Source organism: Rosenbergiella gaditana (genome assembly GCF_018494065.1).
Taxonomy (GTDB): Bacteria; Pseudomonadota; Gammaproteobacteria; order Enterobacterales; family Enterobacteriaceae; genus Rosenbergiella; species Rosenbergiella gaditana.
On the sequence record NZ_JABBFR010000012.1, the window covers coordinates 37,640 to 55,683 of the forward strand.

Annotated in this window: 19 protein-coding genes and 1 other RNA gene; 7 read left to right on the top strand and 13 right to left on the bottom strand. The window is 45.0% G+C overall.

The window, feature by feature from the left end:
• The first annotated feature begins 78 nt into the window (after positions 1–78).
• The gene (gene tomB, locus HH682_RS09925) at positions 79–420 is read left to right on the top strand and encodes an Hha toxicity modulator TomB (protein WP_250318653.1); all 342 of its coding nucleotides are present in this window, start codon (positions 79–81) and stop codon (positions 418–420) included.
• A 31-nt stretch (positions 421–451) separates the two neighbouring features.
• Positions 452–676 carry an HHA domain-containing protein gene (locus HH682_RS09930; RefSeq protein ID WP_214237408.1) on the top strand — a complete coding sequence of 75 codons (225 nt, stop codon included), beginning with the start codon at positions 452–454 and terminating at the stop codon, positions 674–676.
• 82 nt (positions 677–758) lie between these two features.
• Here HH682_RS09930 and ffs read toward each other — a convergent pair.
• Positions 759–855, bottom strand: an RNA gene (gene ffs, locus HH682_RS09935) — signal recognition particle sRNA small type.
• A 126-nt stretch (positions 856–981) separates the two neighbouring features.
• Between ffs and HH682_RS09940 the strand changes: the two genes are divergently transcribed.
• Positions 982–1,296 carry an MGMT family protein gene (locus HH682_RS09940; RefSeq protein WP_214237409.1) on the top strand — a complete coding sequence of 105 codons (315 nt, stop codon included), beginning with the start codon at positions 982–984 and terminating at the stop codon, positions 1,294–1,296.
• A 25-nt stretch (positions 1,297–1,321) separates the two neighbouring features.
• Here the strand turns inward: HH682_RS09940 and HH682_RS09945 are convergent, their stop codons facing one another.
• On the bottom strand, positions 1,322–1,792 hold the full coding sequence (locus tag HH682_RS09945; protein ID WP_214237410.1) for a YbaY family lipoprotein: 471 nt from the start codon (positions 1,790–1,792) through the stop codon (positions 1,322–1,324).
• A gap of 173 nt (positions 1,793–1,965) precedes the next feature.
• Here HH682_RS09945 and HH682_RS09950 point away from each other — a divergent pair, with 173 nt between their 5' ends.
• Positions 1,966–2,838: an acyl-CoA thioesterase domain-containing protein gene (locus tag HH682_RS09950; RefSeq protein ID WP_214237411.1), complete on the top strand. Its 873-nt coding sequence runs from the start codon at positions 1,966–1,968 to the stop codon at positions 2,836–2,838.
• Positions 2,839–2,888: 50 nt separating this feature from the next.
• On the opposite strand, the gene amtB is transcribed toward HH682_RS09950, so the two are convergent.
• From amtB to HH682_RS09965, 3 genes are all read right to left on the bottom strand, one after another.
• Positions 2,889–4,178 carry an ammonium transporter AmtB gene (amtB, locus tag HH682_RS09955; protein ID WP_214237412.1) on the bottom strand — a complete coding sequence of 430 codons (1,290 nt, stop codon included), beginning with the start codon at positions 4,176–4,178 and terminating at the stop codon, positions 2,889–2,891.
• 25 nt (positions 4,179–4,203) lie between these two features.
• On the bottom strand, positions 4,204–4,542 hold the full coding sequence (gene glnK / locus HH682_RS09960; protein WP_092675984.1) for a P-II family nitrogen regulator: 339 nt from the start codon (positions 4,540–4,542) through the stop codon (positions 4,204–4,206).
• A gap of 179 nt (positions 4,543–4,721) precedes the next feature.
• A complete protein-coding gene (locus HH682_RS09965) occupies positions 4,722–5,177 on the bottom strand; it encodes an Lrp/AsnC family transcriptional regulator (RefSeq protein ID WP_214237413.1) in 456 nt (151 codons plus the stop codon).
• A 107-nt stretch (positions 5,178–5,284) separates the two neighbouring features.
• Here HH682_RS09965 and queC point away from each other — a divergent pair, with 107 nt between their 5' ends.
• Positions 5,285–5,980: a 7-cyano-7-deazaguanine synthase QueC gene (gene queC / locus HH682_RS09970; protein ID WP_214237414.1), complete on the top strand. Its 696-nt coding sequence runs from the start codon at positions 5,285–5,287 to the stop codon at positions 5,978–5,980.
• Between the two features lie 34 nt (positions 5,981–6,014).
• Here the strand turns inward: queC and HH682_RS09975 are convergent, their stop codons facing one another.
• The 8 genes from HH682_RS09975 to bolA form a co-directional block, all read right to left on the bottom strand.
• The gene (locus HH682_RS09975; RefSeq protein WP_214237415.1) at positions 6,015–6,344 is read right to left on the bottom strand and encodes a ComEA family DNA-binding protein; all 330 of its coding nucleotides are present in this window, start codon (positions 6,342–6,344) and stop codon (positions 6,015–6,017) included.
• A gap of 133 nt (positions 6,345–6,477) precedes the next feature.
• Complete coding sequence (gene ppiD / locus HH682_RS09980) at positions 6,478–8,346, bottom strand: peptidylprolyl isomerase (protein WP_214237416.1); 1,869 nt, start codon at positions 8,344–8,346, stop codon at positions 6,478–6,480.
• A 173-nt stretch (positions 8,347–8,519) separates the two neighbouring features.
• Positions 8,520–8,792 (bottom strand): nucleoid-associated protein HU-beta, encoded by a 273-nt coding sequence (gene hupB, locus HH682_RS09985; RefSeq protein ID WP_214237417.1) that lies wholly within the window; start codon positions 8,790–8,792, stop codon positions 8,520–8,522.
• 171 nt (positions 8,793–8,963) lie between these two features.
• Positions 8,964–11,321, bottom strand: a complete 2,358-nt coding sequence (gene lon / locus HH682_RS09990) for an endopeptidase La (RefSeq protein WP_214237418.1) — start codon at positions 11,319–11,321, stop codon at positions 8,964–8,966.
• A 180-nt stretch (positions 11,322–11,501) separates the two neighbouring features.
• Entirely contained in the window at positions 11,502–12,773 is a 1,272-nt protein-coding gene (gene clpX / locus HH682_RS09995) for an ATP-dependent protease ATP-binding subunit ClpX (RefSeq protein ID WP_214237419.1), read from the bottom strand.
• 89 nt (positions 12,774–12,862) lie between these two features.
• Complete coding sequence (gene clpP, locus HH682_RS10000; RefSeq protein WP_214237420.1) at positions 12,863–13,486, bottom strand: ATP-dependent Clp endopeptidase proteolytic subunit ClpP; 624 nt, start codon at positions 13,484–13,486, stop codon at positions 12,863–12,865.
• A gap of 218 nt (positions 13,487–13,704) precedes the next feature.
• Positions 13,705–15,003, bottom strand: coding sequence for a trigger factor (gene tig / locus HH682_RS10005; RefSeq protein ID WP_214237421.1), 1,299 nt, complete (start codon positions 15,001–15,003; stop codon positions 13,705–13,707).
• A 278-nt stretch (positions 15,004–15,281) separates the two neighbouring features.
• The gene (gene bolA / locus HH682_RS10010; RefSeq protein WP_214237422.1) at positions 15,282–15,596 is read right to left on the bottom strand and encodes a transcriptional regulator BolA; all 315 of its coding nucleotides are present in this window, start codon (positions 15,594–15,596) and stop codon (positions 15,282–15,284) included.
• Positions 15,597–15,753: 157 nt separating this feature from the next.
• Here bolA and HH682_RS10015 point away from each other — a divergent pair, with 157 nt between their 5' ends.
• Both HH682_RS10015 and HH682_RS10020 read left to right on the top strand, forming a co-directional pair.
• Positions 15,754–16,338: a lipoprotein gene (locus HH682_RS10015; protein WP_214237423.1), complete on the top strand. Its 585-nt coding sequence runs from the start codon at positions 15,754–15,756 to the stop codon at positions 16,336–16,338.
• 42 nt (positions 16,339–16,380) lie between these two features.
• Entirely contained in the window at positions 16,381–17,853 is a 1,473-nt protein-coding gene (locus HH682_RS10020) for an AmpG family muropeptide MFS transporter (protein WP_214237424.1), read from the top strand.
• The last annotated feature ends 191 nt before the right edge of the window (positions 17,854–18,044 follow it).

The window sequence follows — 18,044 nt, forward strand, 5'->3', positions numbered from 1 at the left end:
AGGACAGAAATATAAAGCGACTGACAAAATTTGGTGTCGACTACGCGATCACTTTTCAATCTGAAGATGAAGAGGTGAATGATGGATGAATATACGCCAAAATATTTCGATATTGCGCAACTAAAATATCTTTGTGAAAAACTCTATACTGAATGTGAACTGTTACTCAGCGAAAATACACTTTTCACTGTGAACGACCCTACCGCAATAGAATCTTTGTTATTGAACGACTTCATTGAACATATCGCTAATGTAGGAATCAATTACAGAATCAAATATTCACGGGATACTGCATTAACCGAAGCGCTTGATCAATTTTTAGACCATTCATCCCAGTTATTGGGAAATTATGGCGTAACACCCAAAGAAATAACGCAATGGAAACAAATGTCCGATACACTTTTCCAATATTTTCATTAAAACAATAAATAAGTATGAGTAACTAATAATAATGAATACCAACACCTTGCCATTGACTAAGAATGACTATTTGATGCGTCTAAGACGTTGCCGCTCTCTTGAAACACTTGAGAGAGTGATCGAGAAGAATAAATATGAGTTAGCCGATGATGAATTAGTGGTTTTTTACTCCGCCGCTGATCACCGTCTCGCTGAGCTAACAATGAATAAGTTATACGACAAAGTTCCTGCAACGGTATGGAAATACGTCCGCTAGCGAAACACTCAAGGTGAAAGGAGTCTATGGCAAGGATGCTATGAACGTGATGTTATAGGATGGTACAAGGATTGGGTGGGGCCCTTGCCAGCGACATCCCGGCACATGTGTTACCTGCTGCGGCTGCTTCCTTCCGGACCTGACCGGGTTAACAGGTTAACATTGCGGGAGAACCAACAAGGTCCCCATTGAGTTGCTCATAAGAGCGAGTGAGATTATGGTAGATGGGCGTTAGAAATGCAAGCGCGATAGCACCAACCGCTGTTTTATTAAGCATTCCACTACACAACGGATGAATTATTCACATGTCTCCTCAAGAACCCTCGTTTGAACAGCGCGTTTGGTTAGTCGTCGATGCCATACCTTACGGTAATGTGGCCAGTTATGGCGATATTGCACTGTTAGCAGGTCATCCTCGCGCTGCACGACAAGTAGGGAGAATACTTAAGTCTCTCCCCAACACCTCTCTGTTACCTTGGCATCGTGTTATTTCGCAGCAAGGAAAAATCTCATTACCGGGTTCGCAGGGAAGTAAGCAAATCGATGCGTTACGTAAGGAAGGGATTGACGTTACTCAGGCAGGAAAAATTGATATGAAAAGATATCGTTGGCGGCCATAGTCCGCCAACGATACTCGCTTACTCACTACTGCCCTGATACCGGAAGAGCAACTTGTGGAACAGCCACTAAATTAATGTCTTTTTTCTGGCTCGCTACACTAGTGATAGATTGTAGTTTCTCAGACGCAAAAATCACTTTACCGTTCAAGGTAATTGCTGCGGTTAACAACGCTTGGCTATTCGCACCAAGCTGTACGCCTTGTAGCGGGAGTACATAGTTAAACGGTGATTGTTTACCAGACAATGTCTGCACTTGCTGCGCTAATACTTTAGTTTGTCCAGGACCGCCTGATACATCAGATAGCGTTACTGTTAGCGCGGCATTCGCAGGAATCGCCATACGCTGATGGACAAAGACTGAACCGCTTAGTGAGAATGGTGCAACAGCTTTGGTAGTCGGGTCGTTAGCAATTGGCACAGGTGAACCGCTGTGGCTCGCGCAGGATGTAACTGCTAGTGAGATAAGTAATCCGCCCAATACGTGTTTTGTTTTCATTGATGTCTTCTCCTTTTGAACCAATCTAACCACAATATTGTTTTAATTTTGCCAATAGGGTAGCTATCGTAACAAAATAATTGTGGCACATAATCGAAAATATGCCTGTTAAATCCGCTATTTTTTGATTTTAATTAATGTTATGTCGGATGAGTCTTCAAGAGGATAGACAAATGAGTCAAGCGCTTAACGCGTTAACCGAATTACTCAGCCTAAGAAAAATCGATTCCCTGCAGTTTATTGGGCAGTGTGAAAATCTAGGGCTTCGTCAAGTATTTGGGGGACAAGTGATTGCTCAAGCGATCAGTGCCGCACAACAAAGCACCCACAACGAACGCCTTATCCACTCTTGCCATAGCTATTTCCTACGTCCTGGCGATAGCACTCTGCCAATTAACTATGAAGTGGAAGTGTTGCGTGATGGCAGAAGCTTGAGTGCAAGGCGTGTTAAAGCCTTACAGAATGAACAGCTAATTTTTACTATGACTGCTTCATTCCACGCTGAAGAACCTGGCTTTTCGCATCAGGCTATAATGCCTTCAGCCCCCTCCCCCCTGATGCTAGCGACGGAGCAAGAGTTGGTTAGCCAGTTATCACCCACCGCCATTAATCAACGTTTTGTTAAAGCGTTCAGTGCAGAGAGGGCGTTAGAGATCCGACCCGTTCAACCCTTTAATCCCTTAAAAGGCCATGTGAGTGAAGCGCGACGTCAGTTATGGTTAAAAGCTAATGGTCAGATTGCTGAGCACTCTTCGTTACACAGCGCTCTATTAGGCTACGCTGCAGATCTAAATTTTCTTCCCGTGGCCTTACAGCCGCATGGTAAAGGTTTTTTAGAGGAAGATATGCAAGTCGCGACCGTTGACCACTCAATGTGGTTCCACCGCCCTATCAATATTAATGATTGGCTACTCTATGACATTGAGAGCCCTACAGCTCAAAATAGTCGTGGATTTGTACGGGGTGCATTTTACGATCGGCAAGGTAGATTAATTGCTTCAACGGCACAGGAAGGGATTATTCGGCAACGCGGTGATAAGCAATAAAAAACTCAGCCTGGTCCGTTGCCAGGCTGAAATAATTCATCAATTCAGGATTATTGGTTGTAGGCGTTTTCACCGTGACTGTTAACATCAAGGCCTTCGCGTTCTAAATCCTCACTCACTCTTAGACCAACCATCATATCGGCAATCTTGAAACTAATGAATGCCACGACACCGGACCAGACAATCGTTACTAGACAACTGAGTAACTGAATCCAAACCTGATGCCCCATCGTAACACCCTCTGCGTAGCCTACGCCGCCTAGCGAGGACGATGCAAAAACGCCCGTGAGCAAGCAACCAACGATACCGCAAACACCGTGTACACCAAATACATCACAAGGATCATCAACTCTTAAGAAGCGTTTCAAGCCAGTGACGCCCCAAATACCTGCTAGTCCACCCACAACACCAATGACCAGCGCACCACCAACCCCAACATAGCCACAGGCCGGGGTAATGGCCACTAAACCCGCTATAAAACCTGAGCAAGCACCCAGTAATGAGGGTTTACCTCGAACGGCCCACTCACCAAACGTCCAGGATAGAATAGCACCTGCTGTCGCAACGATAGTATTCACAAAAGCCAGAGCTGCAATTTCATTAGCTGATGCTGCCGACCCTGCATTAAACCCGAACCAACCAATATAGAGAATAGCGGTTCCGGTGAATACCATTGGGAGGTTATGAGGCTTAAAGGCTTCTTTACCAAAACCACTACGTTTACCTAACACCCATGCGCCCACCAGTCCACCAATTGCTGCATTAATATGAACAACAGTCCCCCCAGCAAAATCCAAGGCACCATCTTTTGCTAAGAGACCATTTGCCCAGACCATGTGAGCGATAGGGAAGTAGGAGAACGTTACCCATAATAGCGAGAAAATTAGTACCGCAGAAAAACGAACCCGTTCAGCTAATGCCCCCACCACCAGGGCAACAGTAATACAAGCAAACGAGGCTTGATAGGCGACATGGATATATTGATAAATGCTACCCATTACCGCTTTCAGTTCAATACCTTTTAATAGTGTCCATTGGAACCCGCCAAAAAAGTTGTTCCCTTCACTGAAGGTCAGCGAGTAGCCATAGACCACCCACACGACACAGACTAGGGCAAAAGTGACTGATACTTGGGTCATCAATGATAAAACGTTTTTTCCACGAATTAAGCCACCGTAAAACAGTGCCACCCCTGGAACGGTCATAAACAATACTAACGCCGTGCAGATCATCATAAAGCCATTATCAGCGCCGCTAACCGTAGGCTCAGGTGCTGCAAAGGCTAAGTTCGGTAGCCCTAGCGCAACGAAGAAACTGAGTAGTGATGCTATTTTTTTCATATTTTTCTCCAATCGCTGCATAACATTACAGTGCCGACTCATCAATTTCGCCGGTACGGATACGGATCACTCGCTCCAGATTCGAGACAAAGATTTTGCCATCTCCGATCTTTCCGGTATAAGCCGCCTTAGTAATGACCTCGATGACTTCTTCTAGCTGATCCTCAGCAATCGCAATATCGATTTTGACTTTAGGCAGGAAATTCACACTATATTCTGCACCGCGATAGAGCTCTGCATGCCCTTTCTGGCGACCGAAGCCTTTAACTTCCGTTACTGTTAGACCTTGAATCCCAATAGAAGATAACGCTTCACGGACATCTTCGAGTTTGAAAGGTTTGATCACTACCGTCACTAGTTTCATTTATTTTCCCCAAACATCCTGCCAACATTTCTTCTGATTAAGCAACAAACGTGCCATGTTGCAAATCAATGCCGGCATTCAGAAAAGGATGATAAGGGCATACTGGCTAAAGCGAGCGAAGGGAAGGTGCACCGAATGGGTGCGTCCCGAGAGCAGTGAGAACTATTTTAGTGCACCTATTACAGCGGGAAGGCTGTAGTGTATTTAATTTCCTCCATTGAGAAGCTTGATGTCACCACACTCAACCCCTCGATACTATTAACCAGCGTTTTGTAAAAGCTGTCGTAGCACTTCATATCTTTGACCTGAACACGTAATAAGTAGTCGTACTCGCCTGTCAGGCGGTGACAAGCCAGCACTTCAGGCATCGTTTTGATCTGGTGAACAAAATCAATATACCATTCACGATTATGATGTAACGTTTTTAAAAACATAAATGCAGTAAGAGTGAGTCCCAATTTTTCTGGATTTAGCAGCGCAACCTGTGAGCGAATCACGCCCTCTTCTTCTAATTTTTTTAGTCGCTTCCAACAAGGCGTGGCCGTTAGGTTCACGGCATCAGCTAAGGCCTGTAAAGAGAGACTGCAATCCTCTTGCAGTAAGGCGAGTAACTTACGATCTGTTTTATCTATCATGCACATACCTATGGTCAGGGCGAAATGAGAACTATCATACTGCTAATTTTGCTGTGACTCCCCTTATCGAGGTAAAATAGCGAAAATTTTCTATAGAGGCCCTAAAGATGAAAAAGGCAGTTGTCGTATTTAGTGGTGGCCAAGACTCAACCACCTGTTTAGTGCAAGCTATGCAACACTATGATGAGGTTCACTGTATAACGTTCGATTATGGACAACGTCATCAGCAAGAGGTCGATATCGCCAAGCAACTCACTGAACGATTAGGAGTGGCTGCGCATAAAGTCATGGATGTGACCTTGCTCAACGAATTGGCTATTAGTAGTCTGACGCGGGACAATATTCCCGTTCCCGGCTATCAACCTGACACTACTGAACTACCCAGTACCTTTGTGCCGGGCCGTAATATCCTGTTTCTCACCTTAGCATCGATTTATGCCTATCAGGTGGAAGCAGAAGCGGTGATCACCGGTGTTTGTGAGACCGATTTTTCAGGCTACCCTGATTGTCGCGATGAATTTGTCAAAGCGCTGAATCAAGCCGTAGTTCTCGGGATGGCTAAAGACGTTCGTTTCGAAACACCATTGATGTGGCTCAATAAGGCAGAAACTTGGGCACTTGCCGACTATTGGGGGCAACTGCCCTTAATTAAAGACCATACGCTGACTTGTTACAATGGAATAGCCGGCTCGGGCTGCGGAGAGTGTGCCGCTTGCCATTTGCGGGCCAAAGGGCTAGATGAATACCTCAATGCCCCAGAAAAAATCCTGCAACAATTAAAGCAAAAAAACCAGCTTAACTAGAAAGAGAGGGGTTACCTCGGTAACCCCTCTCTTTCTATAAAGTTAGCTTTGCAATCACCCGATTTACCAGGTTTTCGCCGAAACCTGGTACTTCAACTAACTGCTTTACATCGGTGAATAAGCCATATTTTTCTCTGTACTCAATAATGGCTTGCGCTTTTTTTAACCCGACTCCATTGAGTTTATCGGCTAAGGTTGCTGCATCCGCAGTATTAAGATTGACCTTATCTGTGATCGATTTTTGCGTGACTTCAGCATTTTTTTCCGTGTGTTTAGGCGTTACCGACGGTTGATTGCCAGCGTGCGTAAAAGTACTTACCACAGCGAACACTATAACGAGAATATTCATTTTTTTACGATACATAAAAGCTCTCCTATTTGGTGAATAGACAGGCTATGCCGAAGAGAAGAGGTTGCCAATTTAGCTCATAAAAAAATGGAAAAGGCCGCATAAGCGGCCTTTAATTTATCATAGAAACGATAAGAATTTGTGAGCGTTATTGCAGTTGTACCGCATCGCCATACTTAATCTTCGCTTCCTGACGTAATTGCTCAAGCAGTGAGGTAAAGGCAAGCTGCGCATTATTATTCGCAATGCCGTTGACCATTTGTGCTTTCTGCGCTGCAGGCATCTCTACAGTAATGACTTTATCCAAGGCGATAATCACAACATTTCCGTTGCTGCCTTGGGTAAAGCTATAACTTGGAGTGGTACCTTGCGGCGGCGTTAAGCCAAATACCGTCTCTGATAAGGCAGATTGTTGATTGCGTTGCAAGGTTTGCATAGCGCCAAAGTGTAATCCTGCTTGTGTAAAGCGGGTCTCTTTTCCTTGGCGTAACTCGGTGACTATCGAGTCAGCCTGGGCTTTCGCTGCAGTAACCGCTTTATCGTGTTTAATGGCATCAGTAATTTGCGCCGTAACCTCTGCTTGAGGTTTCACTTTAGCAGGTTGATGTGCAGAGATACGCACGACAAAAGCACGGTCACCCTCTACGGTGATGATGCTGGAGTTACTGCCAGGAGTACCTTGTTCACCCAATAAGCTACCGTTGAAGATAACATCTTTGATTTGGTCAAAGTTTAGCGCGTCCGGTACAGATTGCTGGCTGAACCAAGAGGTTTCAACTGCTTTCGTTCCAGCAACCTGCTCAGCGGCAGCCAATGAATCATTGTCATTGCTCGCAGCATCATTAACTTTCTGCTGCAATGCATAAAACTGACTTATAGCCGTCTCTTGTTGCACTTTATCTGCTACGGCTTGATGAACGACTGAAAGCGCTTGCTGTTGTTCCGGTTGGAGATCATCCAAACGAACAAGTAAATATCCAACAGAGCTTTTGATCACGCCAGAGAGCGCACCCTTTTCAGTCAGCTTCGCCGAAGTAAGTTCGTCAGGAATAGAATCTTTCTCCATCCATCCCAAATCGCCACCTTGCTTAGCCGAAACCGAATCTTGAGAGTTTTGACGCGCAAGATCAGCAAAGTCAGCACCTTGTTGTAATTGCTTCAACAAATCGTCCGCTTGTTGCTGAGTTTTGACTTGTATAACACTATAGCGTTGACGTGCTTGCTGACTGTAATCGGCTTTATGGCTATCGTACCATGTCTGAATTTCTTGCTCAGTCGGCGCTTTTTGCATCGCCTTAGCATCCAGCTTGATATAGCTGACTTTAAATTGTTCAGGCAGTTTGAAAGAGGCTTGATGAGATTGGTAATAGCCTTTGATTTCAGCATCGTCGACTTTTTGCTGAGCAGCCAAGGCATCGATATTTAACGTAGCTTGACGAATTTGACGTTGCTGGGAGACGAGATTTGCGATCCGGTCAGCTTCACTTTTCAGAACAAAGTCAGTATTACCAACCGCCTGTGCCAACTGTTGATTAGCTAAACTCTTACGCAATGAAGCCGCGTAGCTATCGGGTGTATAGCCAACACTGCTTAACACGGAGTTATAAAGAGCGTTATCAAAACGACCATTCGTCTGGAATTGCGGTACAGCAAAAATAGCCTGCTTAATCTGTGCATCCGTCACTGCTAAATTGAGTGAATGCACGTATTGTTGTAAAAGCGTTTGGTCCACAAGTTGGGAGAGCGCTTGCTGACGAAGCTGTTGCATAAATTGCTCATTGCCCGCAAGTTGTGCATATTGTTCACCCAGTTGCTGCTGCTGACGTGCGCGTTCATTATTAAACGCATTTTCGAATTGAGCTCGGCTAATTGTTTCACCGTTAATTTTTGCAGCATAATCATGATTTCCGCCGATCAAATAATTACTGACACCGGTCAGTACGAACGAAATAATGATTATTCCCAGTATGATTTTAAGCACAACGTGATTAGACGCTGAGCGTAAATTGTCCATCATGATTTGGCAACACTCCACTGTGGTGTAAATTTAACGCTGACCGATGTGGCCTTTGACAACCCATATAACTTTCCAGAAAAAAAGGCACATCGCTTGATGTGCCTCTATGTTACATGAGAAGCGTTATCGCGTCCTCATTCCATGAAAGAAATAGTTTCATGGTTCAGTAAGACTTAATTAACTGAGTCTTTTAATCCTTTACCTGCACGGAAGCCAGGGACTTTACCTGCAGGGATAGTAATTTCTTTACCTGTTTGCGGATTGCGGCCAGTACGCTCAGCACGGTCTTTCACCGCGAAAGTTCCGAAACCGACTAGTGCAACGTCATCACCAGCTTGTAATGATTCAGTTACCGCACCAATAAATGCGTCTAAAACACGTCCTGCAGCTGCTTTGGAAATATCTGCATCAGCAGCAATTTTATCAACCAATTGTGATTTATTCACGTTAACATCCCCTTTATTATTTCATGTCGCAGAGAGTCTCCCCTCTCACTTATGAGCTGCTTGTTATAGCAGGCATCGACGCGCGAAACAACGTAAATGCTCTTAATGGCTCGCAAAGATCAACTTTATTATATCGAATACCGACTCTCGGTATTCGATAATTTCTTCATGTTATGCTGACGTGTTAACAACTTCAATCCCTTCAGGTGCGCGCTCGAGGGCAATTTTCAACACTTCCTCAATCGTTTTCACCGGATGAATACTTAAATCAGCAATGACATTTTGAGGAATTTCTTCCAAATCGCGTTTATTCTCATAAGGAATTAACACCGTTTTGATACCACCACGGTGTGCTGCTAACAGCTTCTCTTTAAGACCCCCGATAGGTAAGACTTGACCACGTAATGTAATCTCTCCCGTCATCGCTACCTCTGCTTTGACAGGATTACCGGTCAAGCTCGATACCAAGGCAGTACACATTGCGATCCCCGCACTTGGGCCATCTTTTGGTGTTGCGCCTTCCGGTACATGCACATGAATGTCACGTTTCTCGTAGAAATCATTATTAATACCTAATGATTCTGCACGAGAACGCACAACCGTCATCGCTGCTTGGATAGATTCTTGCATCACTTCACCCAATGAGCCGGTGTAAGAGAGCTTGCCTTTGCCTGGGACACTTGCTGTTTCAATGGTTAACAGATCGCCACCCACTTCAGTCCATGCCAGCCCTGTTACTTCACCGATACGATTCTTCTCATCGGCACGGCCATAATCGAAGCGTTGTACGCCAAGGTACTCACTAAGATTATCTGCATTAATCGTGATGTGCTTTAGCTTTTTATCTAACAATAGCGCTTTCACCGCTTTACGGCAGAGCTTAGAGAGTTCTCTTTCTAAGCTACGTACTCCCGCTTCACGAGTATAGAAGCGGATGATACCCATGATGGCGCTATCTTCAACCGTCAGCTCACCCGTTTTCAGCGCATTACGCTCCATCTGTTTAGGTAGGAGGTGATCTTTTGCGATATTTAACTTCTCATCTTCGGTGTAGCCAGAAAGACGAATGACTTCCATACGATCCAGCAATGGACCCGGAATATTCATAGAGTTAGAGGTCGCCACGAACATTACATCGGAAAGATCGTAATCCACTTCGAGGTAGTGATCGTTAAAGGCATTGTTTTGCTCTGGATCTAAAACCTCTAACAGTGCGGAGGCAGGATCGCCGCGCATATCTGCGGACATCTTATCAATTTCATCGAGCAAGAAGAGAGGATTACGCACCCCTACTTTAGCCATCTTTTGAATAAGTTTACCCGGCATAGAACCGATGTAAGTACGGCGGTGACCGCGGATCTCTGCTTCATCGCGTACGCCACCCAAGGCCATACGAGTATACTTACGGCCTGTCGCTTTAGCGATGGATTGGCCTAATGAGGTTTTCCCGACGCCTGGCGGTCCAACTAAGCATAGAATCGGTCCACGAATTTTATTCACTCGACTTTGTACCGCGAGGTATTCAAGAATACGATCTTTCACTCGGTCTAAGCCAAAATGGTCTTTGTCTAAGGTTTCTTGCGCTTTACGCAGGTCTTTCTTGACCTTACTGCGCCCTACCCAAGGAACCTGAACCATCCAGTCGATATATCCGCGCACGACTGTTGCTTCTGCAGACATCGGTGACATCATCTTAAGCTTTTGTAATTCGGCTTCCGCTTTTTCTTTCGCTTCCGCAGGCATCTTCGCTTCATCAATCTTGCGTTTTAGCGCTTCAAATTCATCCGGAACATCGTCCATTTCGCCAAGTTCTTTCTGAATCGCCTTCATTTGCTCATTCAGATAGTACTCGCGCTGGCTCTTCTCCATCTGTTTCTTAACGCGATTGCGAATACGTTTTTCAACCTGCAGCAAATCAATTTCTGATTCCATCATTGCCATCAAGTACTCTAGACGTTCGTTCACGTCTGACATTTCCAGTACTGATTGTTTATCTGCCAACTTAAGTGGCATATGAGCGGCAATGGTATCGGCTAAGCGTGCAGCATCCTCAAGGTTGTTGAGTGAAGTCAACACTTCCGGTGGGATCTTTTTATTGAGTTTGATGTAGCCTTCAAATTGGCTAACTGCTGCACGGATCAATACCTCTTGCTCGCTATCATCAATCTCAGGACTTTCAATGTACTCAATCTGAGCCGTGAAATATTCTTGGCTATCATCGAGCGAGGTCAATGTTGCGCGCTGTACCCCTTCGACCAGTACTTTGACCGTACCATCCGGTAGTTTTAGCATCTGTAGGACTGAAGCGACCGTTCCGACAGTAAATAAATCGTCAATACTCGGCTCATCTGTTGTCGCTTCTTTCTGCGCCACCAGCAGAATTTTCTTATCGTTATCCATCGCTGACTCTAAGCAGCGGATAGATTTTTCGCGACCCACGAATAACGGTATCACCATGTGCGGATAAACCACTACATCGCGTAAAGGTAACACGGGAATATCAATGTGTTCGGAACGCTCAGAAGTCATAGAGCTCTCTCTTAGTTTAATTTCCGCCGGAGTGTGATAGGCCTAACTCTGTGACTTATCACGTCTAGATGATCAACATATGGGGGTGATATTATGATATTCAACGGTCTATACGTAAGAAAAATAAAGGGGAAATTGAATTTCCCCTTTATAGGCGTATTACTCTAAATACTCGGCTATTTACTCGCCAGAGGCTTGCGCTTCTTGCTTACCATAAATTAGCATCGGTTCAGAGGTTCCCCCGATAACATTCTCGTCGATAACCACTTTTTCAACGCCTTCAATTGAAGGAAGTTCATACATGGTTTCGAGCAATGCTGCTTCAACGATGGAACGAAGCCCACGTGCGCCAGTCTTACGGCTCATCGCTTTCTCAGCAATAGCCACTAAAGCTTCTTCACGGAACTCTAACTCTGCCCCTTCAAGACTAAACAGCGCTTGATACTGTTTGGTTAGCGCATTTTTAGGCTCACGCAAGATCTGAATCAGAGCTTCTTCACTCAATTCACTGAGGGTCGCTACGACAGGTAGACGCCCGATGAACTCAGGAATAAGTCCAAATTTGATCAGATCCTCTGGTTCAGCCAGTGCCAGTAATTCCCCTTCTGCGGCTTTCTTAGATGGATCTTTTACCGTTGCAGCAAAACCAATACCTGATCCCGTTTCTACACGTTGAGCAATAACTTTATCTAATCCAGCGAAAGCACCACCGCAGATAAACAGAATTTTTGACGTATCGACTTGTAAAAACTCTTGTTGGGGATGTTTACGACCACCTTGTGGAGGAACTGCTGCCACGGTGCCCTCGATGAGCTTCAGCAAGGCTTGCTGAACCCCCTCACCAGAGACATCACGCGTAATGGAAGGGTTGTCTGACTTACGAGAAATTTTATCAATTTCATCAATGTAGACAATACCACGTTGGGCTTTCTCAACGTCATAATCGCATTTTTGTAGCAATTTCTGGATGATGTTTTCAACGTCTTCACCAACATAACCCGCTTCTGTAAGGGTTGTTGCATCAGCCATAGTGAAAGGAACGTCCAGTAAACGCGCCAATGTCTCAGCTAATAACGTTTTGCCACTTCCGGTTGGCCCGATCAGTAGAATATTACTTTTACCCAGCTCAACACCATTTGACGTATCACCATTACGTAAACGCTTGTAGTGGTTATAAACCGCTACAGAAAGGACTTTCTTCGCCTTTTCTTGGCCAATCACGTAGTCATCGAGATGTGTACGAATCTCGCGTGGCGTCGGCAGTGCATTGCGCTCGCGATGTGGAGCAACTTCTTTTATCTCTTCACGAATAATGTCATTACATAAATCAACACATTCGTCGCAGATATACACTGACGGTCCGGCAATTAGCTTACGTACTTCATGCTGGCTCTTGCCGCAGAAAGAGCAGTACAGCAATTTACCTGAACCCTCTTTGCGCTTATCAGTCATCAGTTAGCCTCTTCTCAGTGTAATCAGTGCCAGCATTATCATTGTTGGATAATGCTCGACGTTTAGGTGTACAGTGTCGCTTAGCGCTTTTACTTGCGGTGAGTCAGGACGGAATCAACCAGTCCATAATCTACGGCTTCTGCTGCAGAGAGGAAGCGGTCCCGCTCAGTATCACGCTCAATTTCTTCTAAGGTTTTACCTGTGTGCTTCGCCATTAACTCATTCATGCGCTGTTTAACTTTAAGAATTTCTTTAGCATGAATTTCGATATCGGTAGCTTGGCCTTGGTAACCCCCTAACGGTTGGTGGATCATCACACGAGAGTTCGGTAAACAAAAACGTTTACCTTCTGCCCCTGCTGTTAACAGAAAGGCACCCATCGAGCAGGCCTGTCCCATACAGATAGTGCTAACATCAGGTTTGATGAATTGCATCGTATCATAGATAGACATTCCCGCCGTAATCACACCACCTGGCGAGTTAATGTAGAGATAGATATCTTTCTCAGGATTTTCAGCTTCAAGAAAGAGCATCTGCGCGACGATCAGGTTTGCCATATGGTCTTCAACCTGACCGGTCATGAAAATAACGCGTTCTTTTAATAAGCGTGAATAGATATCGTAAGAACGTTCGCCACGCGAAGTCTGCTCGACAACCATGGGAACCAGAGCCATTTGGGCAGCCGTCATTTCGGGTTGATTACTGTATGACATAAACCATCTCCTGGGTAAATTTCTTGAGCAACGCTTGTCGCCTTAAGTAACAGCAGCCATTGATGCAGCGTATTTTACATTCATTTAAGCATAACAAGGTTTTTATTAATACGCGAAGTAGATTACTGAGGTTCAGAAAATTCTTTTCAAGGGGCACTACAAAAAAAGGCTCGTGACTTGGGATCACGAGCCTAATTCAATAGCTAAGCTATTACGTCTTAAGCCGGTTGGTTCATCAGTTCTTGGAACTTAGTCGCTTTTTCAGTAAGTTTTGCTTTTTCAAGAATTAAATCAACAGCTTGCTCTTCTAGCGCAACGTTACGCATGTTGTTCATCATCTCTTTATTTTTGCTATAGTACTCGATCACTTCTTGTGGATCTTCGTACGCGGCAGCCATATCAGCAATCATGGTGTTCACACGCTCTTCGTCAGCTTTTAGCTCATTGGTGTTGATGACTTCACCCAATAGTAAGCCAACCATTACGCGACGTTTCGCTTGCTCTTCGAATAGCTCACGAGGCAGCTCTAACGCTTGTTGCTCGTTACCACCAAAACGTTGTGCGGCTTGACGACGTAATACATCGATCTCACCATCAATTAATGCAGCAGGAACGTCGATTTCGTTTTGTGCAAGTAAGCCGTCAATAGCTTGGGTCTTGATACGGTTACGCACAGCACCTTTCAGCTCACGTTGCATATTTTTGCTGATTTCAGCACGCAGGCCGTCAATAGAACCGTCCGCAACGCCGAAACGTTGAATGAACTCTTCAGTCAATTCTGGCAGTTCACGCTCTTCAACTTTTTTCAGAACGATGTCGAACTTAGCGTCTTTTCCTTTCAGGGTTTCAGCGTGGTATTCTTCAGGGAATTTAACATCAATAGTAAATTCTTCACCTGCTTTATGACCCACTACGCCCTCTTCGAAGCCTGGGATCATACGACCTTGGCCCATTGCCAGAACGAAGTCAGAAGATTTTCCACCTTCAAACTCTTCACCGTCGACAGAACCAGAGAAATCGATAGTAACGCGGTCTTCAGCGGTAGCCGCTTTATCTGTTTCTTTCCAATCTGCTTGTTGCTTGCGCAGAGTGTCCAGCATTGCATCAACGTCTTCATCGTTAACGTCAACAACAGGTTTCTCGATTTCGATGTTCTCTAACCCTTTCAATTCAACTTCTGGGTAGACTTCGAATTCAACAGAGTAAGTGAAATCTTCACCTAACTTATATTCGCCTGGAACATAGTTTGGTGCACCCGCTGGATTGATCTTCTCTTTAATGATCGCATCAATAAAATGACGAGACATAAGTTCGCCCAGAACATCCTGACGAGCAGAAGCACCGTAACGCTTTTCAATGATGGTCATTGGCACTTTGCCTTTACGGAAACCATCGATACGCGCTTTTTTAGCGATATCAACCAGTTCTTTCTTCACCGCACCTTCAATGCTGTCGGCAGGGATAGTCATGGTAATGCGACGGCCTAGGCCCTGAGTTGTTTCAACTGAAACTTGCATCTTGTTACCTCAAAAAATCACGTGCTCGATTGGCCTCATGGAGAACAGCGAGGTGACCCACTGTTCCGCAACAGAACATGTTGATACGGTTTGAACAACATCCCTGTTACCAGAAGCTTCACGAAGACATTCTGGAAAAATAGACGCCGCATTATAGCGGCATCAGCGATATGAGTCGAGATTTGGCAGGGTTTCGAGGGGAGATTCTGCGAAAATTTTATCAATTAAGGGCACATTTTGAGACAAATCAGAAAATAGATGATCAAACTGTCTTTTTTTTAAGCAATCATTCCTGCACCACGGCAGTCGGGTGAGGACAATACCGTATCTTGTAATCCTTCCCACTCTTTAGGCGTGTAAGTATGTAATGCTAAGGCGTGCACTCCGCCAGCCAGTTCAGCGCTCAGAATGCTGTAAATAGAACGATGTCGAGCAAGAAAACGTTGATTAGTAAATTGCTCTGACACGACGATCACTTTGAAATGGCTTTCAGCACCCGCCGGAACATTGTGGCGATAGCTCTCATTCTGCACATCAAGGTGAGAAGGGGAAAAAGCCTGAAATAATTTTTCTTCAATTGTCTGACGTATCATAATAAGTCCCTCGCTATTAAGGCATCCAATGACCTTAAATAAATTGTAGCGTTTATTTCTTGTTACATACTACTTTTGCGAAAAAAAAACGTGCTATTTTAGTGGCGGTTCCGCATAAGCGGTTTAATTCCTCTATGAACTATCGAGTGGCAAATTCATGGCTCTTTTGAAAAAGTTTGGTTTCCCGTTACTGGCCTTATTTTTACTGGCGGGTTGCGCCGCACCAAGCAACACCATTGATGTAACTCCCCAAATTCGTCTACCTCAGCAAGATCCTAGCTTGATGGGTGTCACTATCAGTATTAATGGTGCCGATCAGCGTACCGACCAAGCGCTAGCAAAAGTGAACCGCGACGGTCAATTAGTGACACTAACCCCTTCACGCGATCTGCGCTTTCTTTTACAAGAAGTGTTAGAAAAACAGATGACGGCTCGCGGTTATATGGTCGGCCCTTCAGGGGCAGTAGATTTACAGATCATTGTTAACAAACTCTACGCTGACGTTACGCAAGGAAATGTGCGCTACAGCATCACTACTCAAGCTGACGTCTCCATCATCGCCACAGCGAAAAATGGGAATAAGCAGGTTAAAACTTATCGTCAAAGTAACAGTATACAAGGACCATTTAGCGCCACGAACGCCAAAATTACTTCGGCAGTCAACAGTGCATTAACCGATGTAATGAGCGATATGGCTGATGACACCTCAATTCACGAGTTTATTAAACAAAACGCTCACTAACTGATACTATGGCTGTATGTTTTCTGCCTACAGCCATTCATCATGACCACACCCTCACGATTTGTCACTTTTTCTCGTACTACCTTGGTCCTATTACTGCTCGGATTTTCTTCTGGACTCCCCTTGGCGCTTACGTCAGGAACGCTGCAAGCTTGGATGACAGTTGAGGATATCGATCTGAAAACCATTGGTTTTTTTTCTATGGTAGGCCAAGCATACGTTTTTAAATTTCTCTGGGCACCCATGATGGATCGCTATTCTCTTCCTTTCACTGGACGGCGACGTGGGTGGTTGGGGGTATGCCAATTTATATTAATTCTGTTAATTGTCATGATGGGTACAATTAACCCGAATTCTAGTTTACTGTTACTCGCGATACTCGCTGTGGCTGTCGCCTTTTTCTCTGCATCACAAGATATCGTGTTTGATGCGTGGAAAACCGATGTTCTTTCTGCAGAAGAACGGGGTAACGGTGCTGCATTAACAGTACTCGGTTATCGCCTCGCTATGTTAGTTTCTGGAGGCTTAGCGCTATGGCTTGCTGACCGCTATCTCGGCTGGCATAACACCTATTTTCTAATGGCTGGGCTAATGTTGCTGGGTCTATTAGGGACGCTACTCGCTAAGGAATCGGAGCAACCTGTCTCACCTCCCCTATCGTTACGTCATGCTGTGGTCGATCCTCTCAAGGATTTCTTCACCCGCAACAACACCTGGTTAATGATTACGCTTATCATCTTTTATAAATTAGGCGATGCATTTGCGGGGGCGCTGAGTACCTCTTTTCTGATTAGAGGGCTTGGATTCAGTGCTGGGGATGTTGGACTGGTCAATAAGTCATTGGGCTTAGTCGCCACCATTATCGGTGCCTTGTACGGCGGTGCGATGATGAGAAAATGGAGCTTGTATCGTGCCTTAATGATTTTCGGTATAGCTCAAGCCGTTAGCAACTTAGCCTATTGGCTACTGACAGTGATCCCTAGCCATATATGGTCCATGGGAAGCGCGGTATTTATCGAAAATCTATGTGGTGGAATGGGGACTGCTGCGGCTGTGGCATTGTTAATGTCTCTGTGTAATCGCCGCTTTTCAGCCACGCAATTTGCCCTCCTTTCTGCACTGAGTGCCATGGGTCGCGTGTACGTGGGACCTATTGCTGGCTGGCTGGTGGACTCTTGGCACTGGTCAGGTTTCTATGCCTTTACAGTACTGGCCTCTCTGCCGGGGTTACTGTTACTACGCGCCGCGAAGACCTCACTGCTTAAGCTTGATGATAACACCCATTTCACGCCTCGTTGCCACTACGCCACTGGCTATTCACTCACGGCTAAAGGTTTTTTACTTGGCGCTATATTGGCGACGTCGGGGCTGATTATAATGTTAATCACTTACCTGTTCGATTTGCCCGAGTTGGTCATAACACAGCCACTGATCCGCTATGGGGTGATGGTCGCTGCAATTGCCACAGTGGGGGGGGTGACACTGGATATCCTTTCGAGGGAAAAAGCAGCATAAAATGCTATTTTTTTTGTTATTAGGAAAAATTCTGTTTATCGAACTAATAATTCATTCGGTACTTTGGGTGCAGGGAATGAAAGACAAGATGAGGGAATGTGAATAAATGATACAATCAATGGTTATTTATGTTAAATAAATGATACACAAACTTCGTGGTTATAGCTCTAAAAATTATGAACGCAGTTTAT